Origin of the sequence: Pseudaquabacterium inlustre, from assembly GCF_038066595.1 — a bacterium.
GTDB classification, from domain to species: domain Bacteria; phylum Pseudomonadota; class Gammaproteobacteria; order Burkholderiales; family Burkholderiaceae_C; genus Pseudaquabacterium; species Pseudaquabacterium inlustre.
Genome location: NZ_JBBUTH010000007.1, coordinates 246,243 through 271,941 on the forward strand (window position 1 = coordinate 246,243; position 25,699 = coordinate 271,941).

Annotated in this window: 17 protein-coding genes; 9 read left to right on the forward strand and 8 right to left on the reverse strand. The window is 74.1% G+C overall.

All coding sequences use genetic code 11. The features are described from left to right. The first annotated feature begins 103 nt into the window (after positions 1–103). The 9 genes from AACH10_RS12765 (at position 104) to AACH10_RS12805 (ending at position 9,465) form a co-directional block, all read left to right on the forward strand. Positions 104–697, forward strand: a complete 594-nt coding sequence (locus AACH10_RS12765; protein ID WP_341410806.1) for a sigma-70 family RNA polymerase sigma factor — start codon at positions 104–106, stop codon at positions 695–697. A 1-nt stretch (position 698) separates the two neighbouring features. Further along, positions 699–1,382: an anti-sigma factor gene (locus tag AACH10_RS12770; protein WP_341410807.1), complete on the forward strand. Its 684-nt coding sequence runs from the start codon at positions 699–701 to the stop codon at positions 1,380–1,382. 81 nt (positions 1,383–1,463) lie between these two features. Next, a complete protein-coding gene (locus AACH10_RS12775) occupies positions 1,464–3,002 on the forward strand; it encodes a DUF4331 domain-containing protein (RefSeq protein ID WP_341410808.1) in 1,539 nt (512 codons plus the stop codon). A 10-nt stretch (positions 3,003–3,012) separates the two neighbouring features. Next, positions 3,013–3,282, forward strand: a complete 270-nt coding sequence (locus AACH10_RS12780) for a hypothetical protein (RefSeq protein WP_341410809.1) — start codon at positions 3,013–3,015, stop codon at positions 3,280–3,282. 209 nt (positions 3,283–3,491) lie between these two features. Further along, positions 3,492–5,354, forward strand: a complete 1,863-nt coding sequence (locus AACH10_RS12785) for a diguanylate cyclase domain-containing protein (protein WP_341410810.1) — start codon at positions 3,492–3,494, stop codon at positions 5,352–5,354. A 118-nt stretch (positions 5,355–5,472) separates the two neighbouring features. Continuing rightward, a complete protein-coding gene (locus AACH10_RS12790; RefSeq protein WP_341410811.1) occupies positions 5,473–6,621 on the forward strand; it encodes a glycosyl hydrolase in 1,149 nt (382 codons plus the stop codon). Next, positions 6,618–6,875, forward strand: a complete 258-nt coding sequence (locus AACH10_RS12795; RefSeq protein ID WP_341410812.1) for a MoaD/ThiS family protein — start codon at positions 6,618–6,620, stop codon at positions 6,873–6,875. The genes AACH10_RS12790 and AACH10_RS12795 overlap by 4 nt, the downstream gene beginning before the upstream one ends. A 132-nt stretch (positions 6,876–7,007) precedes the next feature. Further along, positions 7,008–7,964, forward strand: a complete 957-nt coding sequence (ylqF, locus tag AACH10_RS12800) for a ribosome biogenesis GTPase YlqF (protein ID WP_341410813.1) — start codon at positions 7,008–7,010, stop codon at positions 7,962–7,964. A 190-nt stretch (positions 7,965–8,154) separates the two neighbouring features. After that, on the forward strand, positions 8,155–9,465 hold the full coding sequence (locus AACH10_RS12805) for a glycosyltransferase (RefSeq protein WP_341410814.1): 1,311 nt from the start codon (positions 8,155–8,157) through the stop codon (positions 9,463–9,465). A gap of 9 nt (positions 9,466–9,474) precedes the next feature. Here AACH10_RS12805 and AACH10_RS12810 read toward each other — a convergent pair whose 3' ends face one another. From AACH10_RS12810 to AACH10_RS12845, 8 genes are all read right to left on the reverse strand, one after another. Beyond that, positions 9,475–10,920, reverse strand: coding sequence for an undecaprenyl-phosphate glucose phosphotransferase (locus AACH10_RS12810; RefSeq protein ID WP_341410815.1), 1,446 nt, complete (start codon positions 10,918–10,920; stop codon positions 9,475–9,477). A gap of 95 nt (positions 10,921–11,015) precedes the next feature. After that, complete coding sequence (locus AACH10_RS12815) at positions 11,016–12,071, reverse strand: glycosyltransferase (RefSeq protein WP_341410816.1); 1,056 nt, start codon at positions 12,069–12,071, stop codon at positions 11,016–11,018. After that, the gene (locus AACH10_RS12820; RefSeq protein WP_341410817.1) at positions 12,068–13,282 is read right to left on the reverse strand and encodes a glycosyltransferase family 4 protein; all 1,215 of its coding nucleotides are present in this window, start codon (positions 13,280–13,282) and stop codon (positions 12,068–12,070) included. The genes AACH10_RS12815 and AACH10_RS12820 overlap by 4 nt, the downstream gene beginning before the upstream one ends. Before the next feature lie 13 nt (positions 13,283–13,295). Beyond that, positions 13,296–14,135 carry a PIG-L deacetylase family protein gene (locus tag AACH10_RS12825; protein WP_341410818.1) on the reverse strand — a complete coding sequence of 280 codons (840 nt, stop codon included), beginning with the start codon at positions 14,133–14,135 and terminating at the stop codon, positions 13,296–13,298. Between the two features lie 6 nt (positions 14,136–14,141). Continuing rightward, positions 14,142–15,086, reverse strand: a complete 945-nt coding sequence (locus AACH10_RS12830; RefSeq protein WP_341410819.1) for a phytanoyl-CoA dioxygenase family protein — start codon at positions 15,084–15,086, stop codon at positions 14,142–14,144. Between the two features lie 17 nt (positions 15,087–15,103). Beyond that, entirely contained in the window at positions 15,104–15,982 is an 879-nt protein-coding gene (locus tag AACH10_RS12835) for a phytanoyl-CoA dioxygenase family protein (RefSeq protein ID WP_341410820.1), read from the reverse strand. Continuing rightward, positions 15,972–16,919, reverse strand: a complete 948-nt coding sequence (locus tag AACH10_RS12840; RefSeq protein WP_341410821.1) for an alpha/beta fold hydrolase — start codon at positions 16,917–16,919, stop codon at positions 15,972–15,974. The genes AACH10_RS12835 and AACH10_RS12840 overlap by 11 nt, the downstream gene beginning before the upstream one ends. Next, entirely contained in the window at positions 16,916–25,696 is an 8,781-nt protein-coding gene (locus tag AACH10_RS12845) for a non-ribosomal peptide synthetase/type I polyketide synthase (RefSeq protein WP_341410822.1), read from the reverse strand. Before AACH10_RS12845 ends, AACH10_RS12840 begins: the two co-directional genes overlap by 4 nt. Positions 25,697–25,699: the final 3 nt, after the last annotated feature.

Here is a 25,699-nt window from a genome sequence, read left to right on the forward strand (position 1 = left end):
CCGGCACGCACGCACCGGGACCAACCGGCGCGGCGGCCTGCCCCTATCATCGCGGGCATCCGGCGACCGCCGCTCGCCAGGCAGTTCCAACCCACCTGACACCGTGCCCGCCGAACTTGCCGCACTCCTGTCTCGCACCGGTCTGGGTGACCGTGCGGCATTTGCCACGCTCTACCGCAGCACCAGCGCGCATCTGCTGGGCGTCATCCTGCGTATCAACCAGGACCGAGCCCAGGCAGAGGATGTCTTGCAAGAAATATTCGTCAACGTTTGGCGCAGCGCCGGCAGTTTCGACGCTGCACGCGCCCAGCCGATGACCTGGCTGACCAGCATCGCCCGCAACGGGGCGATCGACAGCCTGCGCCGCAGCAAGGCGCGGGTGCAGACGGTCAGCAGCCATGTCGGCTCGGCCGAGGCCGATGACGAAGCCGATCTCGTCGAGCAGGTGGCCAGCGACGACGCCGGCCCGCTGCAGCTGCTGCAGCAGGCCGCCGAGAAGCGCGAACTGCAGCACTGCGTGGGCCGCCTGTCGGCCGAGCAGCAGCAATGCGTGGCGCTGGCCTACTATCAAGGGCTGTCGCACAGCGAAGTGGCCGAGCACCTGGCGCAGCCGCTGGGCTCGGTCAAGAGCTGGCTGCGCCGCGCACTGCAATCACTGAAGGACTGCCTCGGCCGCGCCGCGGCAGGTCAGGGCTGACATGGACTACGGCCGCCGCGAACGGGCAGACCGCCTGGCCTCCGAATACGTGCTCGGCACGCTGCGCGGGCCGGCACGCCGGCGCTTCGAAGCGCTGCTGGGCGGCCACCCGCAGCTGCGCGAGGCCGTGGCCCGCTGGCAGGCCCGCCTGACCCCGCTGAGCGACAGCGTGGCGCCGGTGCAGCCCTCGCCGCGCGTGTGGGCGGGCATCGAGTCGCGGCTGTTCCCCAGCCCGGCCGCCGCCCCCTGGTGGCAGCGCCTGGGGCTGTGGCGCGCCTTCAGCGGCGTCACCGCCGCCGCGCTGGTGGCGCTGGTGGTCGTCGAGCAGCAGCCCGCGCCTGCGGCCGCGCCGGTGGTGGTGCTGCTGGGCGCCAACCCGAAGGTGGCCACCTCGGCGCCGGCGCGCTTCGTCGCCAGCCTCAGTGCCGATGGCCGCGCCCTGGTGCTGCGCCCGATCGACGCACCCGCGCTCGGCGCGCAGCAGGCGCTGGAGCTGTGGTCGGTGCCGCGCCAGGGCGCGCCGCACTCGCTGGGCCTGGTCAAGGCCGACGGGCCCACCGTGCTGCTGAACGCCCAGCACCTGAAGGACGCGTCCGCTTTCGCGGTCAGCGTGGAGCCCGCGGGCGGCTCGCCCACCGGTGCGCCCACCGGCCCGATCGTGTCGCTGGGCGCACTGGAAAGCTGATCGCTGCATCCGATTCGGTCGACGGCGCGTAAGTGCTGTCAGGTGCCCGGCTCCCGGGCGCTGAACACCGAAGGAGAAAGCATGCGCATGACCCGCCGCGCCAGCCTCGCGCTGGCAGCCCTCCCGCTGACGCTGGCCACGCTGGGCAACGTCCAGGCCTCCAGCCACCGCGAGGCCCCGTTCATCACCACCGTACCCAAGGTGGACGCGTCCGACTTCTACATGTTCCGCAGCTACGAGGCGGGCCGCAGCGACTACGTGACGCTGATCGCCAACTACCTGCCGCTGCAGGACGCGTACGGTGGCCCCAACTACTTCGCGCTCGACCCGAACGCGCTGTACGAGATCCACATCGACAACAACGGCGACGCGAAGGAAGACCTGACCTTCCAGTTCCGCTTCAAGAACACGCTGAACAACGGCGGCGTCTCGCTGCCCATCGGCAACAAGACGCTCAACATCCCGCTGATCCAGGCCGGCACGGTCACCGACGTCAACAGCGCGTCGCTGCAATATCGCCAGACCTACGCGGTCACGGTGGTGCGGGGCGACCGTCGCGGCGGCCAGACCAGCATGGCCACCAACGCCGGCGGCAGCACGGTGTTCGACAAGCCGGTGGACAACATCGGCGTGAAGACCATCCCCGACTACGCCGGCTACGCGGCCAAGCATGTGCAGACGATCAACCTGCCCGGCTGCAGCATGCCCGGCCGCGTGTTCGTGGGCCAGCGCCAGGACCCGTTCGCGGTGAACCTGGGCACGATCTTCGACCTGGTCAATGCACCGGCCTCGGTGCTGCTGGACCCCACGCTCAAGGGCGCGGCGGCCAACACCATTGGCGACAAGAACGTCACCACCATCGCGCTCGAGGTGCACAAGAGCTGCCTGACCCAGGGCAGCGAGCCGGTGATCGGCGGCTGGACCACGGCCAGCCTGCGCCAGGCCCGCGTGCTCGACGGCACGCCGCCGTCCGGGCTGCAGGCCAGCGAGAAGCCCGGTGGCGCCTGGGTGCAGGTGTCACGCCTGGGCATGCCCCTGGTCAACGAGGTGGTCATCGGCCTGAAGGACAAGGACCGTTTCAACGGCTCCAAGCCGGTGGGCGACGGCCAGTTCGCTGACTACGTCACCCATCCCACGCTGCCGGCCCTGCTGGGCATCGCGCTGACCGGCAATGCCGCGTCGCTGGCGCCCACCAACCTGCCGCGCACGGACCTGGTCACCACCTTCCTGACCGGCATTGCCGGCGTCAACCAGCCGGCCAACGTGGTGGCCTCGGAGATGCTGCGCCTGAACACCTCGATCGCGCCGGTGCCCTTCGCGCAGCAGAACCGCCTGGGCATCGTGGGCAACCTGCTGGCCGGCGGCAGCGACAACGCCGGCTTCCCGAACGGCCGCCGGCCCAAGGACGACGTGGTCGACATCGCGCTGGTGGCGGTGATGGGTGGCCTGTGCATGGCCAACGGCGACAGCAACACGCTGGGGCTGGGCACCGGCTGCAAGCCTTCGGCGGTGCCGCTGGGCAGCCAGGTGTTCAACCTGCACGACGCGGTGGACCAGGCGGTGGTGCCGCTGCTCGACGCCTTCCCGTACCTGAACACGCCGATCGCCGGCAGCCGCTGAGGAGCCGTCCATGTGCAAGCCCCTGTCCCTGCCGGGTCTGCTGGTCGCCACGCTGGTGCTGTTGACCGGCTGTGGTGGCGGCTCGACGCCCGAAGCGGCCGCGCCCACCACCACGGTGGCCGCCGACGATACGGTGCCGACCTCGGCCATCAGCTCGGTCGCGTCCTTCACCGACTACGTGGCGATGCGGCCCGAGAGCGAGAAGATCGAGCCGCTGAAGGTCAGCGAGCTGGTGCCCCCCACCTCCGAGACCGACGAGCCCGCGCCCGTCAAGCGCTGAACCCGCGCCCGGCACGGTTCCGGGCTTGATCGCCGCGCCAGGCAGCCTCCCCTGGCCGGCGGTTCAGACATGCGGGGGATGCCGCGCGGCCACGCCCCAGGCTGCACCGGTGTCATGCACTAACCTTGCGACCCGGCGCGGACCCGCCCCTGCCCACAAGGTGGCAAGGCGGGTCCGCGCCGACCGCAAGCACTCGCAGGACAACACGGATGGGCAGTTGGGAGGGCCGCAGGCGCGGCGATGCACGGCACGCACGGCGGGCTGGGAATGGGCCGCGCGCGGCCACCTGGCGCCGCTGGATCCCGCCCGCGCTGGGCTGGCTGTGCGGCACCCTGCTGCTGGCCGCACTGCTGGCCGCGGCCACCGCCCCGGCGCGGGCGCAGGTGCAGGTGCAGGAGGGCGGTGCGCCGCTCCCGCCACACCCGGCGTCGTGGCCCGCCGTGCAGTTGCACGATGCCGCCGGTCAGGTGGCGCTGTGGCCGGCCGTGCGCTGGCTGGCCGATGAAGCCGCCGCACTGGACGCCGCCGGTGCGCTGGCGCGGCGCGCGCAGTTCACGCCGCCGGCCACCGCCACCGGCACGCTGGGCCTGCGCCGGGGGGCGGCCTGGCTGCTGCTGCCCCTGCACGTGGCCGGTGACGGCAACGGCCACTGGATCCTCGATGTCGACCATGCCTCGGTGCAGCACCTGTCCTACCAGCTGCTGGACGCCGACGGCCGGGTGCTGCAGCACGGCCACATCGGCGCGCTGGAGCGCCGCCACGGGCGCGTGCCCACCGCGCGCCTGACGCTGCAGCCCGGCCAGGCCTACCAGCTACTGGTGCGCGCGCAATCCGACGGGCCGCTGATCCTGCCGCTGCGCCTGTCCAAGCCCGGCCCCTTTCTGGACGACGCGCTGGGCAGCCAGACGCTGCAGGCCCTGCTGGCCGGCCTCAGCCTGGCGCTGCTGACCCACAGCCTGTGCCAGGCCTGGTGGCGGCGCGACGGCCTGAGCCTGCGCTACGCCTTCCTGGTGGCCAGCTCGATGACGGTGTCGTTGGCGCAGTTCGGCCTGGCGGCGCAGTTCCTGTGGCCGGGGCAGCCCTGGGCACTGCGCCACGGCGCCGGCCTGGCGGCGCTGCTGGCGCAATGCGCCAGCTTCCTGTACATCGAGGCGGTGCTGCGCCACCAGCCGGGCTGGCGCGGTTTCAGCCCCACGATGCGGGCCGGCGCCACGGTGATGGTGGCCACCGCCGCGCTGTTCGCTGCCGACGTCATCGGCGTCACCGGCCTGAGCGCGGTGGCCGCCACGGTGGGCATGATGCCGGCGCTGCTGGGTGCATCGCGCGCCGTGTCGCTGCTGCGCCAGCGCGACGCCACCGGCGCCTATCTGCTGCTGGCCTGGGCCGGCTACTACCTGGGCATCTTCACGCTGATGGGTGTCTCATATGGCCGGCTGCCGGCCACACCCTGGACCCTGCACGCCTTCCAGATGGCCACCGTGCTCGACCTGCTGCTGTTCCTGCAGGTGCTGGTGCTGGGCCAGCGCGCACGCCTGGCCCGTGCCGAGCACGCGGCCGGCCAGGCCGATCACCTGCGCAGCCTGGCCGAGACCGATCCGCTCACCGGGCTGCCCAACCGGCGCGGGCTGGACGCCCTGCTGGCGCCGATGCTTGCCCGCGCGCAGCCCGGCCACGGGCTGGCGCTGTTCATGATCGACCTGGATGGCTTCAAGGCGGTCAACGACGGCCACGGCCATGCCGAGGGCGACCGCCTGCTGTGCGCCGTGGCCGCGCGGCTGCGCAGCCATGTGCGGCCCGGCGACCTGCTGGCGCGCCTGGGGGGCGACGAGTTCGTGCTGGTCGCCGAGGGCCTGCGTCAGGCCGCCGAGGCGCATGCGCTGGGCCAGCACCTGCTGCAGGCGCTGCAGGCCCCGCTGCGGCCGGGAACGGACGGCCCGCCGCTGGGCCTGACCGCCGGCTGCGTGTACGTGGAACACGCCGCGCCGCTGGACGACCTGCTGCGCCGCGCCGACCAGGCCATGTACCGCGGCAAGCAGGCCGGGCGCGGCCGCGTGGAGGTGGATGGTGGCTGATCTGCCCCGCCGGCTGGCCACCGGCGTCGATCCGCGGCAGACTCGTTCGTCGTGGCGTTGAGGCAGCAACCGGCGCCTCGCCGTGCTGCAGGCAGGCAGCGTCGAAGGAGCGATCACCATGACCCCCTCCCCCACCCACCTGGTGCTGCTGGTGGCCACGCGCAAGGGTGCGTGGCTGTTCCACGGCGACGCGCAACGCGAGACCTGGACCGTGGATGGCCCGCACTTCCTGGGCCACACCATCAGCCACCTGGTGCTCGACCCGCGCGACGGCCGCACGTTGCTGGCCGCCGCGCGCACCGGGCACCTGGGGCCCACGGTGTTCCGCTCCACCGATCTGGGCCGCAGCTGGGCCGAGGCGCGCCAGCCACCGGCCTTCGCCGCGCCGACCAACGGCCTGGCCGCCCGCACCGTGGACCACACCTTCTGGCTCACGCCGGGCCACGCCAGCCAGCCGGGCAGCTGGTATGCCGGCACCTCGCCGCAAGGCCTGTTCCGCTCCGACGACGGCGGCGCCAGCTGGGCGCCGCTGCCGGCGGTGAACGACGACCCGCAGTTCCGCCAGTGGATGGGCACGGCCCAGGACGGCACGCCCGACGGCCCCAAGCTGCACTCGATCCTCGTCGACCCGCGTGATCCGGCGCGGCTGCTGTTCGGCATGTCGGGTGGCGGCGTGCACGAATCACGCGATGCCGGCCTGCGCTGGGCACCACTGATCCAGGGCATGGAGGTGGTAGAGGGCTTCGACGCCGCCGACATCAGCTTCCACGACCCGCACTGCATCCGACAGTGCCCCAGCCAGCCCGACCGCCTGTACCAGCAGAACCACTGCGGCATCTACCGGCTCGACCGGCCGGGCGAGCGCTGGCGGCGCATCGGCCGCAGCATGCCGGTGGAGGTGGGCGACATCGGCTTTCCGATGGTGGTGCACCCGCACGATGCCGATTGCGCCTGGGTGTTCCCGATGGACGGCACCGATGTGTGGCCGCGCACCGCGCCCGCCGGCCGGCCGGCGGCCTATGGCACGCGCGACGGTGGCCTGAGCTGGCAGCGGCTCGATCACGGACTGCCGCAGCAGCAGGCCTGGTGGACCCTGAAGCGCCAGGCCATGAGCGTGGACGCCCTGGCGCAGCCGGCGCTGTACCTGGGCACCACCAGCGGCGAGCTGTGGATCGGCCACGACGGCGGCGCGCGCTGGGCCTGCATCGCCCGCCACCTGCCCGAGATCTACGCCGTGGAGGCCTGCACCGTGGCCGCACGGCCATGAAGGTGATGGTGCCCGCGGCGCTGAAGTCGTACACCGGCGCCACGCACATCGCGGCCGACGGCGCCACGCTGCTGGCGCTGTTCGACGACCTGGACCGCCGCTACCCCGGCCTGCGCTTCCGGGTGGTGGACGAGCAGGCGCAGCTGCGTCCCAACCTGCGCATCTTCGTCAACGGCCAGGGCACGCGCGACCTGACGCTGGCACTGCAGCCCGACGACTTCGTGGCCATCGTGCTGGCACTCAGTGGTGGTTGACCTGGGCGGCTGACCTGGGCGTCTGACCTTGGCGCCTGACCGGACGGACGGGCCGCCGGCCGCGCGGCGGCTTGCACCGACAATGGCGGGTTCCCTGCCCTTCCCCCGGCGCGCCCGCCGCCCCTGCCCGCCATGCCCATCCAATGGTTTCCCGGTCACATGCACGCCACGCGCAAGGCGATTGCCGAGCGCCTGCCCGACATCGACGTGGTGATCGAGCTGCTGGACGCGCGCCTGCCCGGCTCCAGCAGCAACCCGCTGCTGGCCGAGATGACCGCCGGCAAACCTGCGCTGAAGGTGCTGAACAAGCAGGACCTGGCCGATGCCGAACGCACCGCCGCGTGGCTGGCGCACTTCCAGGCCCGGGCCGACACGCGCGCGCTGGGGCTCGACGCCAGCCAGGCCGCCCCGGCGCGCACGCTGATTGCCGCCTGCCGCCAGCTGGCGCCGCTGCGCGGCGGCATGGTCAAGCCGCTGCGGGTGCTGATCTGCGGCATCCCCAACGTGGGCAAGAGCACGCTGATCAACAGCCTGGCCGGCCAGCGCCGCGCCAACACCGGCGACGAGCCCGGCATCACCAAGACCGAGCAGCGCATCACCCTGGCCGATGACTTCTACCTGTTCGACACGCCGGGCATGCTGTGGCCGCGCATCACGGTCGAGCGCGCCGGCCTGCACCTGGCCGCCGGCGGCAGCGTGGGCCGCAACGCCTACGACGAGCAGGAGGTGGCCACCGCGCTGCTGTCCAGCGTGCGCGGCCCCTATGCCGATCGCCTGCAGGCGCGCTACAAGCTCGGCGCGCTGGACGGCTTCAGCGACGACGAACTGCTGGCCGAGATCGGCCGCAAGCGCGGCGCACTGATGGGCGGCGGCCGCATCGACCTGCAGAAGGCGGCCGAGATCGCGCTGAACGACTTCCGCAGCGGCGCCTGGGGCCGCATCACGCTCGAGACGCCCGAGCAGTTCGCCCAGTGGCTGGCCGAGGGCGAAGCCAAGGACGCGGCCCGCGCCGCGAAGAAGGCCGCACGCCGCGCCAAGCCGACGCCGCAGCGTGACCTGCCGCGCACGCCGCCGCCCGAGGCCGACTGAGGCGGGCCGACACCCGGACATGGGATTGGGGGGACGCGCCGGATTGGCGCGCGGCGAGGGCGCGGCTAGCATGCCTGCTCACCGCCGTCTTTCGCGCCTTGCAGCACCCCGTCCCCATGCCCCAGCGCTTGTGCCGTCCGGTCGGGCGCACGCACCCCGGCACGGCCCGCCTGCCGGCCAACGCCTGACGATGCGCAGCTACCTGCTGATCACCACGGTCGACGTGGCGCGCATGGCCAACAACCGCGAGCATCACCTGCTGCGGCACATCGCCCCGCACTTCGACCAGGTCTACGTGGTGTTCCGCCGCAAGTGCGAGAAGGCCGGCTGGCGCCAGCTGCTGCGCGATGCCCTGGTGCCCGGCGCCCGCACCGAATGGCGTGACGGCATCTGCTATGTCGAGGTGAACCCGCTGTTCAACCACGCCCATGGCCTGGCCATGGCGGTGGCCGGCACCTACGAGATGCACGACGCGGGTGACACCCGCGGCCGCGGCTGGCGCCAGCGCGTCTACCGCCTGTTCAGTGGCATCGGGCTGTGGAAGGACTGGTCGACCGTTGCCTTCCTGGGCCTGTATGCGCTGCGCACGGTGCCGGGCACGGTCGACGTGTGCACGGCCATGGGGCCCAACGGCAACGCCGCTGCGTGGCTGCTGCGGCGGCTGGGCAAGCTGCGGGTGTGGGCCTACGAGGACCGCGACTACGAGCCCGGCTTCTTCAACACGCCGCTGCGCCACCGCGCCGCGGCCGCGCTGGAAGTGGCCTGCCTGCGCCGTGCCGACCTGTGCATCTCGATCGGCCACCGCCTGCAGCGGCTGCGCCAGCAGCAAAGCGGCCGCGAGGTGGCGGTGGTGACCACCGGCGTCGACGTCGACCGCTACACCGCACCCCAACGCGTGCCCACCCGCCCGGTGCTGGTCTACACGGGCAACGTCACGTTCTGGAGCGGACTGGAGCGGGTCATCGAGGCCCTGCCCCGCATCCGCGAGGCGCTGCCGGGCGCCACGCTGCTGGTGGTGGGCGACGGACTGCCCGGCTATGTGCAGGGCCTGCAGGCGCTGACGCGCCAGTTGGGCGTGCACGACGCGGTGCGCTTCACCGGCCGCGTGCCCAACACGCAGATCCGCGACCTGCTGGCCGACGCGCACCTGGGCGTGGCCACGTTCCAGCCGCTGGAACTGCGCAAGTACGCCTTCCCGCTGAAGGTGCTGGAGTACATGGCGGCCGGCCTGCCCAGCATCGGCACCGAAGGCACCGAGACCGAGGACATCCTGCGCCAGCACGACTGCGGCGTCGCGGTGCCCTACACCGCCGCCGCCTTCGCCGAGGCGGCGATCGCGATGCTGGGCGACCCGGCGCGCTACCAGCGCCTGGCGGCCCATGCGCGCGAATCGGCCCGCCAGTACGACTGGCACACGCTGATGGCGCGCGAACACGCGCTGCTGCAGCAGGCCTGGCTGCGCCGCCAGCCGGCCGCGCCGGCACCCGACCGGCCGGCCTGAGCGGCCGGTTCAGAACGCGTTGCGGTGCACGAAGCCGCGCACGATGGTCAGCACGATGATCTTCAGGTCGAGCAGCAGCGACCAGCGGTCGATGTACTCGATGTCGTACTGGATGCGACCCTCCATCTTGTCCAGCGTGTCGGTGGGGCCGCGGTAGCCGTTGATCTGCGCCAGACCGGTGATGCCAGGCCGGATCTTGTGGCGGAACCAGTAGTGCGGGATCAACTGCTTGTGCTGCTCGTCCAGCGCCATCGGATGTGGTCGCGGGCCGACGATGGACATGTCACCGCGCAGCACGTTGATGAACTGCGGCAGTTCGTCCAGCGAGGTGCGACGCAGAAAGGACCCGAGCCGCGTGACCCGCGGGTCGGCCTGTCGGGCCTGCACGAAGTCGGCGCCGTCCTCCATCACCGTCATCGTGCGGAACTTCCAGATCTCGAAGGCCTTGCCGTTCAGGCCGTAGCGCCGCTGGCGGAACAGCACCGGCCCGGGGGAGCTCAGGCGCACGGCCAGCGCGATGACCAGCAAGGGCAGCGCGATCAGCACCAGGATCAGGCTGGACAGCACGATGTCCTCGGCGCGCTTGGTCCAGCCGCTGTAGCCCAGGAAGGGCGTGGTCACCACATTGACCGCGTGGCTGGAGCCCACATGCTCCCACTGCGCGTGCAGCATCGTGAACAGGAAGAAGTCGGGCACGTACAGCACCGTGACCGGCGTTTCCGACAGCCGGTCGACCAGCGACTTGATGCGCAGTTCGGCGCGCATCGGCAGCGTGATGTAGACGCGGTCCACATCGCCGGCATGGGCGGCACGCACCAGGTCGTCGATGTTGCCGCGCAGGTGCGGCAGGGCCTCGGGCAGCACGCGTTCGTCGACCGGCTTGCGGTCGTCGTAGCAGCCGGCGAACTTCAGGCCCATCCAGGGTGCCGCGCCGATCTCCTGCGCGATGCGCAGCGCCATGCTGGTGCTGCCGACCACCGCCGTGCGCCGGTAGTTGTGGCCGCGCACCCGTGCCCAGCGCAGCGAGCCGCGGATCGCGATGCGCGACCCGGCCAGCAGCACCGGCGTGGCCAGCGCCCAGGCCCAGGCCAGCGAGCGCGGCAGATCGGGGCCCAGGCCCAGCAGCAGCAGTTCGGCGGCCAGCGCGATGGCCACGGCCAGCGCCCAGCAGCCGACCACGCGCCCGGTCTCGAGCCACACCGATTCGGACCGCCAGGAGCGGTAGACGTCGTTGCTGCCGGCGATCAGGATGAAGGCCACGGCCGCAATGGCCGCCAGCGCGGCGTTGTGCTGGCCATGGCCCCAGCCGCTGACGGCCGCGATGAACCACAGGCTGCCGGCGATCAGCGCGGCGTCCAGCGCACGCATCAGCTCGACCAGCTGCGCGCTGTACGGACGGATGTGACCGAGCGACTGCCGCGGCTTGGCGGCGGGCGAGGCGAGTTCGGGGTTCATTCCGGAAACAGCCCTGCAACAAAGCGGAAACACCAGTGTTGCACCGCAGGCACGGCTGCGCACCGGCGTGGGCCCCCGAGGTCGAGGTGGCATCCCTAGGATGGGTGCCGCAGCAGGGCCTCGTAGCGCGCCAATCCCACCGCTTCGCTGAAGCGGCGCTGCTGCGCCGCCAGCCCGGCCGCGGCCTGCGCGGTCAATCGCGCCGCCGGCGCCCCGGCCAGGTCCAGCAGCCGCGCTGCCAGGTCCCGCGCATCGCCGGCCCGGTAGGTCAGCCCGGCGCCGCCGGCCACGATGTCGGCCGGGCCGCCGGTGTCGGGCACCAGCACCGGCACGCCGCAGGCCATGGCCTCCACCACCACCAGGCCGAAGGGCTCGCGCGGCGCGGTGTGCAGCAGCAGATCGTGGGCCGGCAACCGGGCGGCGGCATCGGGCACGAAGCCATGCAGGCGCAGGTTCGGATGCCGGGCGGCGCGCTGCGCGAGCGTCGCGCGCTCCTCGCCGTCGCCGTACACCTCGAAACGCAGGGCCGCCAGCCGCGGCTCGGCGTCCAGCGCGTCGAACAGCAGGTCCAGCCGCTTCGGCGCTGCCAGCCGCGAGACCACCGCGACGCGGCGCACGCCGTCTGTCGTGAAGCCGGCGCGCCGCGGCAGGGCCGCCACATCGGCATCGGCCAGGAAGTTCTCGGCCACGTCGATGCGCGCGGCCGGCACGCCATTGGCCACCAGTTCGTCGCGCACGAAGGGCGCGTTGGCGACGAAGCGCAGGTCGAGCGGGCGCAGCCAGCGGTTGCGGTGGTAGACGTTCTTGCCGCCGCCGCCGTGCACCACCATGCGGTGCAGCACCGGCCGGCGCCACCACGCGTTGGCCAGCGCGAATGCCAGCGAGTGCTCCAGCCGGGTGGCCACGAAGACCGCCGGGCCTGCGGGCCGGCTGGCCGCCAGCAGCGCGGACAGGGCCGCAGGCCAGGCCAACGGCGAGGCCACCACCTGGCTGGCCACCCCCGCATCGCGCGCGGCGGCATGCACCGGTCCGGCCGGCGCCAGCAGCAGCGGCGCGAAGCCGCGCTGCGCCAGCCCGCGCACGGTGGCCAGCGCCATGCGCTCGGTGCCATAGAGCTCGCCGCTGTACAGCGCGTAGTACAGCGGTGTCATGGCGTCGCGAGGGCCTCGTCGTACACCGCGGCGCAGGCGGCCAGGGCCGCGGCGGGCTGGTGCTGCGCCGCCACCTGCGCCCGGCCCGCCCTGCCCAGGCGCGTGGCCAGGTCGGCGTCGTCGATCAGGCGCGCCAGCGCGGCCGCGAAGGCCGCGGTGTCGAAGGGCGCCACGGCCAGGCCGTTCTCGCCGTCGCGCAGCCACTGCATCACCCCGCCCTGGGCGAAGGCCACCACCGGCGTGCCGGCGGCCAGCGCCTCCAGGCCGGCCAGCCCGAAGGACTCTGCGGCCAGCGAGGGCACGGCCACCACCCGGGCGCGGGCCATCAGCGCATCCACCGCGGCGCGGCCGGCCAGCGCGCCTTCCAGCCGCACCCGGCCGGCCAGCGGCGGCCGGGCGATGCGGCGGGCGATCTCGCCGGCCAGCGGGCCGGTGCCGGCGATCACCGCCTGCCAGGGCCGGTCGCCGAGGCGTTCCAGCGCGTCCAGCAGCGCCAGCGGGCCCTTCAGCTCGATCAGCGAGCCGACATAGGCCACCAGCGGCGGTGTGTCGCGCGGCTGTGGTGACTGGGACGGCAGCGCCGCCGGATGGGGCAGAACCCGCAGCGCCTGCGGCGCAAAACCGTGCTGCAGCGCCAGCGCCGCCAGGTAGGTGCTGGGCACCAGCACGCGCGGCAGTTGCCGCCAGACGGCCAGCGCCGCAGCGTCCACGCGCTGGCGGCGCTGCCAGCGCAGCGCATCCAGCGCCCCGGCCGGGCGCATGCAGCCGCTGCCGAAGCATGCCGGGCCGCAGGTGCGGGTGCAGGGCGAGCCGTCGGGCGCGAAGCGCCGCGTCATCGCGTAGCAGAAGAGCCGCGTGTCGTGCAGCGTGGCCACCAGCGGCTGCGCAGCCGCCAGCCGCGCCAGCAGCGGATGCGCCAGCCGCGTGGTGGCGCCGTGCAGGTGCACCAGGTCGGGCCGGGCATCGGCCAGCACCGCGTCCAGTGCCGCGGCATGCCGCCAGGCGCCGCTGCGGCCATAGCTGAAGGGCAGGCGGTGGCGGTCCAGCCCGGCGCGGGGCGGCACGGCGGCGCCATGCAGGCGCAGCGTGTGCACCTCCCAGCCCGCCTGGGCCAGGCCCTCGGACAGCCACTGCACATGCACGGCCACGCCGCCCTCGCCGGGCGCCTTGTCCAGCACCTGCAGCACGCGGCGTCCTGTCGACCGGGGCACGGCGGCGCGGCGTTCAGGCCAGCAGGCACTCGGCCAGCCGGCGGTAGGTCGGCAGTGGCGCGGCCAGAAAAGCCTCGGCATGGCCGCAGCCGGCCATCGACGAGATGGCGCGGAAGCGGTTCAACCCCTCCACGCCGGCGAGGTAGTCCACGCCCGCCAGCTGGCTGGCATGGCAGGCGATGGCGCGGCGCTTGTGTGCATAGGTGGCGTCGACATCCACCACCAGGTTGGCGTACAGCGGCGACCAGGCCTCGTAGCCCAGCACGCGCAGCCCGGCGCAGGCCGCCGGCCCGGCCCGGTCGACCGCGGCGAACAGGCACAGGTTGGCGGCAAAGTGGTCGGCATGCCGGTCGGTGAAGCAGGGCAGCAGCACGGTGTCGGGCCGCCATTGCACCAGCAGCGGTGCCAGCTGGTCGGCCACCGTTGCCAGGTGCGCGCGCAGCGCACCGTCGGGCGCGCCGGCGAAGCAGTGTTCGGTCACGCCCAGTGCGGCCAGGGCCGCCAGTGCCTCGCCCTGGCGGCGTGCGGCCAGGGCCTCCTCGGCCGCGCGGCGCCCGGCCGAGCCCTCGGGCAGGCGGCGCAGGGCCGCGTCACCGAGCCGGCCGTCGGTGAGGAACACCACCTGCACCGCGGCGCCGGCGGCCACCGCCAGGGCCAGCGTGCCGCCACAGGCGATCGACTCGTCGTCCGGGTGCGGCGCCAGCACCAGCAGGCGCCGGCCCGGCGGCGCGTGCAGCACCTCGGGCGGGCGCCAGCGTTCGTAGCCGATCAGCTCGGCCGCCAGCGCATTGCGCACCCAGTGCGGCGAGGCGCGCCGCAAGGCGGCCGCCAGCCAGCGCCACGGCACTGCCACGCCGCGCTAGCCCAGGCCCAGCCGCCGCTTGACGCGCGGCAGCAGCCAGCCGGCCGCCTGGTGCATCCGCCTCCAGCCGCGCGCCGCCACGATGCGTGGCAGCGCCGCGCGGTAGGCCGCGGTGTGGGCGTTCAGGTTCTCGAACGGCCGGCGGTCGCCGGCCACCCAGGCGTCGAGCACCGGCTTGAAATCGTGGGCGAAGAAGTCCTGGTACTCCGGTGTCAGCAGCGCACCGTGGATGGTGGCGCGCTTGACATACGGCACATAGCTGCCGATGTGCCACAGCGTGTTGCGGTAGAGCATGAAGTCGCCCGCGTTCAGGCGCACCTGCTCGGCCCCCGGCATCGAGCGCACGTAGTCGCGGCAGGTCAGCTCGGCGGCCTCGGGTGTCAGGCGTGACACGTCGGGGTACGGGATCGGGCGGTCTGGAAAGCGCCGGATCTCGCCCGGCGTGTCGCCGCGCAGGTGGCTGCCGGGCACCGCCCACAGGCAGCCGTCGTCGTACAGCGCCACGTTGGTCTGGTTGAACATGCGTGGCGACAGCAGCAGGCGCTGCCACTTGGCCAGGTCGATGCCGGGCCACAGGTCGCGGTAGTCGCGGTGCCAGCCCATGCAGTAGGGCGAATCGCCGGGTTCATACAGGATGCCCAGGTGCTCGCGCGCCGCCGACAGGTCGACCACCATGCCGGGGTCGTGCTCGAAGATCGCCGCCAGCGCCTGCTGCAGCACCGGCAGGCGGTCGAGCTCGTCGAAGGGCCGCATGTCCAGGTGCGGCGCGATGGGCTGCAGGCGCTGTGCATTGCCGCCGGCCAGCCGGCGCGCGATGGGCCGGCCGCGGTCGGCCTCACGGCGCAGGTCGGCCAGCAGGCGCGGCGGGATGAGGTCGCGAAAGACCGTGTAGCCCCGCGTGTGGTACTCGCCGATGTGCTGGTCGCTGAAGACGAAGGCCATGTTGCCGCCCCCCCCGCTCAGGCGCCGGCCAGGCGGCGCAGGCGCGCCGCCCACTGGCCGGCACGGCGCTGCCACAGGCCTTCGCGGTAGGCCGGCGTGCCGGCGTTGACGTTGTGCCACACCCGCGGCAACTCGCCCTTGGCATAGGGCAGCCACTGCGTGAGCACGTACTGCCGGTAGGCCTCGGTGACGATGGAGCCGTGCACCGTGGCGCGCTTGATGTACGGCACGTAGCTGCCCAGGTGCCACAGCGTGTTGCGGTAGACCATGAAATCGCCGGCGTTCAGCGGCGCCTGCACCGCGCCGGGCATGCTGTGGGCGTAGTCGCGGGCGGTGTACTCGGCCTGCTCGGGCGTCAGGCCGGTGAAGTCGGGCGCGGGCACCGGCCGCTCCGGGAAGCGCCGGATCTCGTCGGGCGTGTCGGCTCGCAGATGGCTGCCGGGCACCACCCACAGACAGGCGTCGTCGTACAGCGCCACATTGGTCTGGTTGAACAGCCGCAGGTCGTGGAAGCTGGCCTGCCAGGCCGCCAGGTCCATGCCGGGTGAGAGGTCGCGGAAGTCGCGGTGCCAGCACATGCAGTACGGCGACTCGCCAGGCTCGTACAGCACCGCGTCGCCTTCGACGCTGAACTCGATGCCGCGCAGGATCTCGGTCAGCGCGTGGTGCAGCGCCGGCAGGCCCCACAGCTCGGCGAACGGGCGGGGGTCCAGATGCTCCTGCACCGGCTGCAGGCGCTGGGCATTGCCGCCGCCCAGGCGCCGCGCGATCTCGCGGCCACGGTCGGTCTCGCGGCGCAGGTCGGTCAGCAGCGTGGCAGGCAGCAGGTCGCGCAGCACCACATAGCCCTGGGTGTGGTACTCCACGATGTGACGGTCGCTGAACTCAAAGGCCATGCGAATCTCCGAGGGCGAGGCCGGCCCGCGCTGCCGGGCCCTGATTGTGCGCCGCGCTGGCGACCGGCCAGGCCTGCAGAATCCACTGCTCGATGGCCGCCAGCACCTGCTGCAGGTGGCCGGGATTGGCGAAGGTGTGGTTGGCGTCGGCGATGGTGGCCACGCGCACCGTGGCCCCCAGGCGGCGCTGCCAGCCGCGGCCGAGGATCTGCTCGATGTTGTCGCGGCTGGCGTCCTTTTCCGAGAACACGAACAGCGCCGGCAGCGCCCGCGCGAACACGCCGGCGAACAGCGGCTGCGCCGCCGCGGTGACGGCCGCATGCTCGGGATCGGCGGGCCGCGGCACCACGCGCGCGCGCACCGCCGACAACAGCCGGCGGTAGTTGGTGCGCCCGGTCAGCAGCTTGCGCCAGCTGTCCAGGCTGCGCAGGTTGCGCGCGTAGTCGCGGCCGGCCGACAGCGCGTCGACATGCTCGCCCCACACCGAGGCGCTGCCGAAGCCATGCGGGTTCATCAGGCACACGCCGGCCACCCGCTCGTCGGCCCCGGCAGCGGCCAGCGACACCAGCGCGCCGCTGGACAACCCCAGCACGACGAAGCGCGTGCAGCCGCTGTGGGCGGCCACCGCATCCATGGCCTGGCGCAGTTCGAGCAGCGTGCTCTGCGTGTAAGGCAGCGAGTCGGCCCGCGGCAGGCTGTCGCCGATGCCCGAGAAGTCGAAGCGCAGGCCGGTGAAGCCCTGGGCCGCCATGCGCCGCAGCAGGGCCACGTGCAGGCGCTGCGGGCCGCTGCGGTGCACCAGGCCGGCGTTGACCACCAGCAGTGCCGGCCGCTCACCCGCCCCGGGCGGCGCCACAGCCGGCGCGCTCAGCACGCCGACCAGGCCGTCGCCGAAGACCAGCGCCTGCTCGCGCACCGGATGCGCCTCGGCCCTCATGCCGCCTCCGTGATGGCACCGTGCAGCGCCGCCAGCGCGTCGCGCGCGGCCACCGCCTCGTAGGGCTCGCGCGTCCACACCCGGGCCTCGTCGACGCGCCGGTGACGCGCCGCCACGCCCAGCGCACGGGCCAGGTCCACCAGGCGCCGGCCGCCGGCCTCGCGGCCGGTTTCCAGCACGCCGATCGGGGGCAGGCCCGGCCCCAGCTGCGCGGTCAGGTCCAGCGCATCCAGCGCCGCAGCCAGGGCCGGCGGCTCGGGGAACGCCAGCACGTCGGACTGGCGCACGTCCTGCTGCTGGTGCGGCGACAGCGCCTGCAGCGCCGCGATCTCGGCCCGCTCGGCCGCCAGATCGGCCGCCGCGACCACCGGGTCCCACAGGTGCAGCGCGGCCACGTCGCTGCGGCCGAGTGCGGCCTGCAGCGCGATGGCCCCGCCCAGGCGCAGGCCCGCCACATGCACCTGGGCCGCACCAGTGCGCTGGCGCAGCGTGTCGATGGCGCAGCGCGCGTCGTCGATCCAGCCATCCAGCGTGACGTCGGCATAGTCGCCGAACGCGTCGCCGGTGCCGTGGTAGTCGAAGCTCAGCGTGTCGCAGCCGGCATGGGCCAGCGCCACCGCCAGTTCGCGCAAGGCGCGGTGGCAGCGCACGTACTCGTGGCCATGCGGCGCGCACAGCAGCACCGCCCGGCCGGTGGGCTGCGGTGCCCGGCGCAGCAGGCCGAACAGTGTGCGCCCGGCCGGGCCGAAGAAGAACGGCTCCAGCGCCGGCTGCAGCGGCGGGACCGGCGCCACGGTTGCCACGGACGCGGCGGGCGCGTCAGGCTCGGCCGCGGCATCCGGCATGTCAAGCGTGTCTGGCGCGGTCGCACCCGCAGCCTGCACGCTGGCCGCGAACTGGCCCATGGTCTGCCAGGCCACCTGGTCGATGGTGCCGGCCGACAGAAAGCGCTCCAGCGTGATGTCCAGCCCCAGCTTCTCGCGCAGCCGCGCCGCGGCGCGCACGGCCAGCAGCGAATGACCGCCCAGGTCGAAGAAGTTGTCGTGGACCCCCACGCGGTCGATGCCCAGCAGTTCCTGCCAGACCTCGGCAATGGCCTGCTCGATCGGGCTGCGCGGCTCGACGAACTGGCCGGCCAGCGCCGGACGCTCATGCGCAGCGGCAGGGGCCACCGCGGCAGGCGCCTGCGCATCGCTGGCCAGCAGGGCCTGGCGCGCCGCCAGGTCGGCGGTGGACACCACCCACTGCGGCTCGGCCGTGCCGGCGCGCAGCGCCAGCACGCGCGCCAGCACCTGCGTGCCTTCGTCAGGCCGCAGCGCCAGCGCGGCCAGCGTGCCGGCGCGGGCGGGGCCTGCGTCGTCGAAGCGCCAGGCGTCCCAGTCGACGCTGCACCAGTGGCCGTGTCCGTCGGCATGGCGGCGCTGCGCCAGCGCGTCCAGGCAGGCGTTGGCCGCGGCGTAGGCCGCCATCGACCAGCCGCCCAGCACGGTGGAGATCGACGACACCGGCAGGAAGAAGTCGAGCCCGCCGTCGGCGTCGAAGCAGTCGGCCAGCACCTGCGCGCCGCGCAGCTTGGGGCCGAACTGCTGCTCGCAGGCGGCGCGCGTGAGCTGGGAGAACGGCGCAAACGACGCGCCGGCCAGCACACCGGCGGCATGCACCACGCCATGCACGGCACCGTAGCGCTGGCGCAGATCGGCGGCCAGCACCTGCATCGCGGCAACGTCGGTGACATCGGCCGACACCACGCAGACCTCGGCGCCCAGGGCCTGCAGGTCGCGCAGCCGGCGGATGCGCTGCGCGGTGGCGTCGGTCGCGTCATGGCGGGCCAGCCAGTCGTCCCACTGCGTCGGCGGCGGGAACGCGCTGCGCCCCAGCAGCACCAGCCGCGCCTGCGCGGCCGTGGCGAAATGCCCCGCCAGCGCCAGACCCACCTGGCCCAGGCCGCCGCTGATCAGCACCACGGCGCGCGGACGCAGCGGCGGCGCCAGGGCCGCGCCCTGCGGTGCCGCGCCCTGCGTTGCCGGCGCGTGTCGCAGCGTCCAGCGCCGGCGTGCGCGGACAGCCACCACGACCTCCAGGGCCTCCACGGACTCCACAGTCCCCGTGGCGCCGCTCGCCGGCGTACCGCGGTGCTGCGACAGCTCGCCCAGCAGCGCCCGCCGCAGCCCGGGCGCCAAGGCGCCATCGCGCCCGCCCACATCGATCATGCGCACGGCCCAGCCGGGCCGTTCCTGCGGCAGCACGCGGGCCAGGCCCAGCACGGCCGCGGCCTCGGGCCGCAGGGCTTCGTCGCCGGTGACGGCCTGGGCGCCTTCGGTCAGCAGCGCAAGCGGCGGCGGTGCGCCCGGCCCGGCCGGGGCAGCGGCGGCCAGCGCCTGGGCCAGATAGAGCGCGCTGTACCAGCCCAGATCCAGTGCGGCCGGGTTGGCGCCCGACGCACCGGCCTCGTCCAGGCCCCAGGCATGCAGCACCCGTGCGGGCGCGCGGCCGGCGGCCTCCAGGGCCTGCAGCAGCTTGCGGTAGGCGGCGGGGTCGGCCGCGTCGAGCTCGAAACGGTCGGGGCCCAGCTCGCGCAGGCGCTCGCCCGGCTGCACGCACAGCACGCGCGCGCCATGCCGGCGCAGGTCGGCCGCCAGCGCATCGGCCAGGCCCCCCGGGTGCAGGAACACCAGCCATTCGCCGGCCAGCGCCGCGGCATCCACCGGCGCCGGCATGGCCGAGGTCCAGGCCGGCCGGTACAGCCAGCTTGCGGTGTCGGCCCGCTTGCTGCGGCCGTCGGGGGCGTCGCGCCGCGCCGGACGCGGCGGCGTCCAGTAGCGCTGGCGCTGGAAGGCATAGCCCGGCAGGGTCAGGCTTCGCCGCGGTGCGCCGCCGTGCAGCGCCGCCCAGTCGGGCGCCACGCCGGCAGTCCAGGCGCGGCCGAGCGCGGCCAGCAGCGCCTCGGCCTCGGGCTGGGCCGAGCGGTCGCGCGGCAGGCTGGGGATCGCGGTGATCGCAGTGGGGGTGCCGGCCTGCCGCGCGAACGCGGTCAGCGCCTGGCCGGGGCCGATCTCGATGCACACCGTGTGCGCGTCCAGCAGGGTCTGCAGGCCCTCGTGGAAGCGCACCGGCGCCAGCAGGTGGCGAACCCAGTAATCGGGGCTGGTGGCCTGCTCCGGCGTGATCCAGGTGCCGCTGAGGTTGGACACCCAGGGCTGCCGCGGCGCCGCCATCGGCGTGGCCGCCAGCGCGGCGCGCAGTGGCTCGGCCGCGCCGTCCATCAGCGGCGAGTGGAAGGCGTGCGAGGTCTGCAGCCGGCGCACCGCGTGGCCCGCGCCGGCCAGCGCGGCCTCGAACGCGGCCACCGCCTCGAACGGGCCCGACACCACGGTGAGCGCCGGCGCGTTGTGCGCCGCGACAGCCAGCCCCGGCTGCCACCACAGGCCCAGCGCATCGGCGGGCAACGGCACCGCGCACATCGCGCCGGGCGGCTGGGCCTGCATGGCGCGGCCGCGCAGCACCACCAGGCGCAGCGCGTCGTCGAGCGTGAAGGTGCCGGCCAGCGTGGCGGCCACGTACTCGCCCAGGCTGTGGCCCAGCATGGCCGCCGGCGTGACGCCCCAGGCCGCCCATTGCGCGGCCAGCGCGATCTCCACCGCGAACAGTGCCGGCTGCGCATGGCAGGTTTCGGCCAGGCGCGCGGCGGCGGCCGGATCCTCGGGCGCGGCGAACACCAGATCGCGCAGGTCCAGCCCCAGCGGCGCACGCAGCGCCTCGGCGCAGCGGTCGAACTGGGCGCGGAACACCGCGAACGCCTCGTACAGCCCGCGCGCCATGCCGGGCGCCTGCGCCCCCTGGCCGCTGAACAGGAAGGCCACGCCGGGCGCGGCGTCGGGCGCGTGGCCGTGCAGCGCGCGGCGCGGATCGGCCAGTGCCGCGGCCGCATCGGCGCTGTCGCGCGCCACCACCGCCAGGCGCTGTGCGAACACCCGCCGACCCTGCTGCAAGGTGTGCGCCACATCGGCCAGTGACAGCCCGGGATGGGCCTGCAGATGGGCCGACAGCGCGACCGCGGCGTCCTGCAGCGCCTGCGGGCCCTGGGCCGACAGCAGCAGCAGCTGCGGGCCGGCGTCAGTCGGAGCCGCAGCGCGGGCCGGTGCCGGCGCCTGCTCGAGCACCACATGCGCATTGGTGCCCCCGATGCCGAAGGCGCTGACGCCCGCGCGGCGCGGCTGGCCGGCACGGGCAGGCCAGTCGGCCACGGCCGTCTGCACCCGGAATGGGCTGGTGGCCAGCGCCAGCTTCGGATTGGGCTGCTCGAAGTGCAGGCTGGGCACCAACCGGGCATGGGCCAGGCACAGCACGGCCTTGATGAAGCCGGCGGCGCCGGCGGCCGCGTCGAGATGGCCGATGTTGGTCTTCAGCGAGCCGATCGCGCAGGCCTGCTCGCGCGTGTCACCGCCGTCGCGGAAGGCGCGGGTCAGCGCCGCCAGTTCGATCGGATCGCCCAGCACGGTGCCGGTGCCATGGCATTCCACCAGGTCGATGCTGTCGGGCGCCACGCCGGCGGCGGCCTGGGCCGCGGCGATCACCGCCGCCTGGCCCGCCACGCTGGGGGCCGTGAAGCCGGCCTTGGCCGCGCCGTCGTTGTTGACGGCCGCGCCCCGCACCACGGCCAGCACCGGCCGGCCGGCGGCCAGCGCGTCGTCGAGCCGCTCCAGCACCACCACCGCGCAGCCATTGCCGGCCACGCAGCCGCTGGCCTGGGCGTCGAAGGCGCGGCAATGGCCGTCGCGCGAGGCCACGCCGCCCTGCAGCCACAGGTGGCCGCCCGGCAGCGGCGCGCTGACCGACACGCCGCCGGCCAGCGCGAGATCGCAGCGGCCGGCGGCCAGCGATTCGCAGGCCTCGACGATGGCCACCAGCGACGACGAGCAGGCGGTCTGCACCGTCAGGCTGGGGCCGCGCAAGTCCAGCTTGTAGGCCACCCGCGTGGCCAGGTAGTCCTTGTCGTTGAGGAACATGCGGCTGGCCTCACCGCCGGCCTGCACCTCCTGCAGCGAGTAGCTGTTCAGGCTGGACGAGGCGTACACGCCCACCGCACCGGCAAAGCGCCGCGCATCGACGCCGGCGGCCTCCAGCGCGGCCCAGGCATGCTCGAGGAAGATGCGCTGCTGCGGATCGAGCGCCTCGGCATCGGCCGGCGCATAGCCGAACAGCCCGGCATCGAAGCGGTCGACATCGGGCGCGACGCCCTTGGCCGGCACGTGATCGGGGTGGTCGACCAGGGCCGGGTCATGGCCGGCGGCCAGCAGTTCGTCGCGGGTGGCGAAGTGGATGCCCTCGCGGCCCTCGCACAGCATGCGCCACAGCGCATCCACGCTGTCGGCGCCGGGAAAGCGCCCGTGCACGGCCACCACCGCTATGTCCCGCGAGGCCGGCCGCGGTGCGGACATGGGGGTACGGTCGGAGGTGGGCGTGGGCGACCCATCGGCACGGTCCGCATCGGTGCCGGCCAGGCGCGCCAGATGGGCGGCCAGCGCCGCCACGGTCGGGTGCTCGAACAGCTGCACCACCGGCACCTCGACGCCGGTGGCCTCGCGCAGCGCCGCCTGCACCTGCACGAAGCCCAGCGAATGCCCACCCAGGTCGAAGAAGTTGTCATCGCGGCCCACCCGCTCCAGCCCCAGCACCTGCTGCCAGATGGCGCCGATGCGCTGCTCCAGCACGGTGGCCGGCGGTTGCGCCGGTGCGTCGGCAGCGCGCTGCGCGGGCGGCGGCAGCGCCTTGCGGTCGACCTTGCCATTGGCCGTCAGCGGCATGGCCTCGCGCAGCACCCAGGCCGAGGGCAGCATGTGCACCGGCAGCGTGGCCGCGGCATGGCGCTGCAGCGAGGCCACCTCCGGTGCCGGGCCGCCGGGCGCGGGCACCACATAGGCCACCAGCCGGGCATCGCCGGGTCGGTCCTCGCGCAGCAGCACCACGGCCTGCGCAACGCCGGGCGCGCGTTCCAGCACGGCCTCGATCTCGCCGAGCTCGATGCGGAAGCCGCGCAGCTTGACCTGGCCGTCGTTGCGGCCGATGAACTCCAGCGTGCCATCGGCCAGGCGGCGCACGGCGTCGCCGGTGAGGTACATGCGCGCCCCCGGCGCGTCGGCGAAGGGATCGGCCACGAAGCGCTCGGCGGTCAGCGCGTCGCGGCGCCAGTAGCCGCGCGCCACGCCGGCGCCGCCGATGGCCAGTTCGCCCACCGCGCCGGGCAGTGCCGGCCGGCCATGGCGGTCGAGCACGTGCAACTGGGTGTTGGCAATGGCACGGCCCAGCGGCACGCTGGCGCTGCCCGGCTCGACCCGGCCGGCCGTCGACCAGATGGTGGTCTCGGTGGGCCCGTACAGGTTCCACAGCGCACCACCGCCGGCGAGCAGCCGGTTGGCCAGCTCACGCGGCAGCGCCTCGCCGCCGCACAGCATCGTCAGGCCCGGCCGGCTGCGCCAGCCGGCGGCCAGCAGCAGGCGCCAGGTGGCCGGTGTGGCCTGCACCATGGTGGCGCCCTGGCCGTCGATCAGCCGCGCCAGCGCCGCGCCATCGGCGGCCACCGCAGACGGTGCCAGCACCACGGTGGCGCCGCACACCAGCGGCAGGTAGAGCTCGAGCCCGGCGATGTCGAAGGACAGCGTGGTCACGGCCACCAGCACGTCGTCCTCGCCGCAGCCCGGCGCCTCGGCCATCGCGGCCAGGAAGTTGGCCAGCGCACCGTGCTCGACCATCACGCCCTTGGGCCGCCCGGTGGAGCCCGAGGTGTAGATGGTGTAGGCCAGATCGCCCAGCGCCGGGCACGGCAGGTCGGCCCCCGGCGCGCTGTCGTGCGCGGCGATGGCATCGGCCTCGGTGTCCAGGCACACCGGGCGCGCCGCATCCACGGGCAACGCGTCGCGCAGCGCGGCGTGGGTCAGGCGCAGCGCAGCGCCGCTGTCGTCCAGCATGCCGGCCAGGCGCTCACGCGGGTAGGCCGGGTCCATCGGCACATAGCTGGCGCCGGCTTTCAGCACGGCCAGCACCGCCACCAGCATGTCGACACCACGCGGCAGGTGCACGGCCACCCGCGTCTCGCGGCCCGCACCGGCCGCACGCAGATGGCGCGCCAGCCGGTTGGCGCGCGCATCGAGCTCGGCACGGCCCAGGCGCTGGTCCTCGAACACCAGGGCCGTGGCCTCGGGGCGGCGCGCCGCCTGCCGCTCGACGGCGAGCACGAACGGCTCGGTGGGCAGGGGCCGGCGCGCCGCGGCGCGCTCGGCGGCCAGCGCCGCGTGCTCGTCGGGCGACAGCAGGTCGGCCTGCTCGACGCGCACGCCGGGATCGGCCGCTGCGGCACGCGCCAGGCTCAGGAACTGGCGCGCCAGCCGCTCGATCGTGGGCGGCGCGAACAGGTCGGCGTCGTAATGCCAGGTCAGCGTGGCCTCGCCGCCATAGTCCTCGAACCACAGGCCCAGGTCGAACTCGCCCTGCCCCTGGGCCAGGGCCTGCGGCCCCTCGGCACTGCGGCGCGTGACGCCTTCGGTGTAGCGGCCCAGGATGGGCTGGGTGAACAGGGCCTGAAACAAGGGGTTGCGCGACAGGTCGCGCTGCGGCTGCAGGGCTGCCACCAGCTTCTCGAAGGGCAGCTCGGCATGGCTGAAGGCCGCCGACACGGTGTCGCGCACGCGGGCCAGGGCCTCGTCGAAGCGCAGGTCGCCCGACAGGTCGGTGCGCAGCACCAGGCTGTTAAGGAACAGGCCCTGCACCTGCGCGAACTCGGGCCGCTCGCGGCCGGCCACCGGGGTGCCGACGACGACATCGAACTGCCCGGTGTTGCGCGCCAGCACGCACTGGTAGACGGCCAGCAGCGTCATGAACATCGTGGCACGCTGCGCCTTGGCGACGGTGCGCAGGCCCTCCAGCAGCGCCGGCTCGACCACCACCGCGATGGCCGCGCCGCGGCCGCCGGCCACGGCCGGCCGCGGGAAGTCGGTGCGCAGGTCCAGCACCTGGGGCATGCCGGCCAGGCGCTCGCGCCACCAGGCGATCTGGCGCTGCAGCGCCTCACCCTGCAGCCAGGCGCGCTGCCAGGTGGCGTAGTCGGCGTACTGCAGCGGCAGCGGCTCGAGCGCCGGCGCGCGCCCGGCCTGGGCGGCGGCACAGAGCTCGCGCAGCTCGGCGATCAGCGCGTCGATCGACCAGCCATCGCTGGCGATGTGGTGCACCGTGAGGCACAGCCCGCTGCGCCCACGCGCCAGGCGGAAGGCCAGCGCGTGCCACACCGGCCCTTGCGCCAGGTCGATCGGCCGCGCACGCGCGGCCTCGATGTGCGGCAGCGCGGCAGCGGTGATCGCCCCGTCGTCGTCCAGCTGCGACAGGTCGACGACCGACAGCGTGACCGACGCCGGGGCTGCGTCCACGATCTGCACCGGCTCGGCACCCTGCAGCACATAGCGCGTGCGCAGGATCTCGTGGCGCTGCAGCAGCTGCCCCAGCGCAGCCTCGAGCCGGGCCACGTCGGCGTCGAAGATGCCGCGCAGCTGCAGGTGCAGGGCCTGGCCCTGCGGTGCCAGCTGGTGCAGGAACCACATGCGCAGCTGGTCGAAGGACAGGGGCGCCGGCGCCGACGGATCGGCCCGGCGCTGCGGCGTGGGCGCGGCCTCGGCCGGCAGCGCCACGCCCTGGCGCCGCAGCAGCGCCTCGAGCGCGGCGCGCTTGTCCGGCGGCAGCGCCGCCAGGCGCGCGCGCGGATCGGGGGGCGTGGGCGGCAGCGTGGCCATCGC

Bases quoted from the DNA above. Each gene is read 5' to 3' on its own strand.
- AACH10_RS12770 (WP_341410807.1), top strand. From the start codon at position 699: ATGGACTACGGCCGCCGCGAACGGGCAGACCGCCTGGCCTCCGAATAC.
- AACH10_RS12775 (WP_341410808.1), top strand. From the start codon at position 1,464: ATGCGCATGACCCGCCGCGCCAGCCTCGCGCTGGCAGCCCTCCCGCTG.
- AACH10_RS12780 (WP_341410809.1), top strand. From the start codon at position 3,013: ATGTGCAAGCCCCTGTCCCTGCCGGGTCTGCTGGTCGCCACGCTGGTG.
- AACH10_RS12785 (WP_341410810.1), top strand. From the start codon at position 3,492: ATGGGCAGTTGGGAGGGCCGCAGGCGCGGCGATGCACGGCACGCACGG.
- AACH10_RS12790 (WP_341410811.1), top strand. From the start codon at position 5,473: ATGACCCCCTCCCCCACCCACCTGGTGCTGCTGGTGGCCACGCGCAAG.
- AACH10_RS12795 (WP_341410812.1), top strand. From the start codon at position 6,618: ATGAAGGTGATGGTGCCCGCGGCGCTGAAGTCGTACACCGGCGCCACG.
- ylqF (WP_341410813.1), top strand. From the start codon at position 7,008: ATGCCCATCCAATGGTTTCCCGGTCACATGCACGCCACGCGCAAGGCG.
- AACH10_RS12805 (WP_341410814.1), top strand. From the start codon at position 8,155: ATGCGCAGCTACCTGCTGATCACCACGGTCGACGTGGCGCGCATGGCC.
- AACH10_RS12810 (WP_341410815.1), bottom strand. From the start codon at position 10,920: ATGAACCCCGAACTCGCCTCGCCCGCCGCCAAGCCGCGGCAGTCGCTC.
- AACH10_RS12815 (WP_341410816.1), bottom strand. From the start codon at position 12,071: ATGACACCGCTGTACTACGCGCTGTACAGCGGCGAGCTCTATGGCACC.
- AACH10_RS12830 (WP_341410819.1), bottom strand. From the start codon at position 15,086: ATGGCCTTCGTCTTCAGCGACCAGCACATCGGCGAGTACCACACGCGG.
- AACH10_RS12835 (WP_341410820.1), bottom strand. From the start codon at position 15,982: ATGGCCTTTGAGTTCAGCGACCGTCACATCGTGGAGTACCACACCCAG.
- AACH10_RS12840 (WP_341410821.1), bottom strand. From the start codon at position 16,919: ATGAGGGCCGAGGCGCATCCGGTGCGCGAGCAGGCGCTGGTCTTCGGC.
- AACH10_RS12845 (WP_341410822.1), bottom strand. From the start codon at position 25,696: ATGGCCACGCTGCCGCCCACGCCCCCCGATCCGCGCGCGCGCCTGGCG.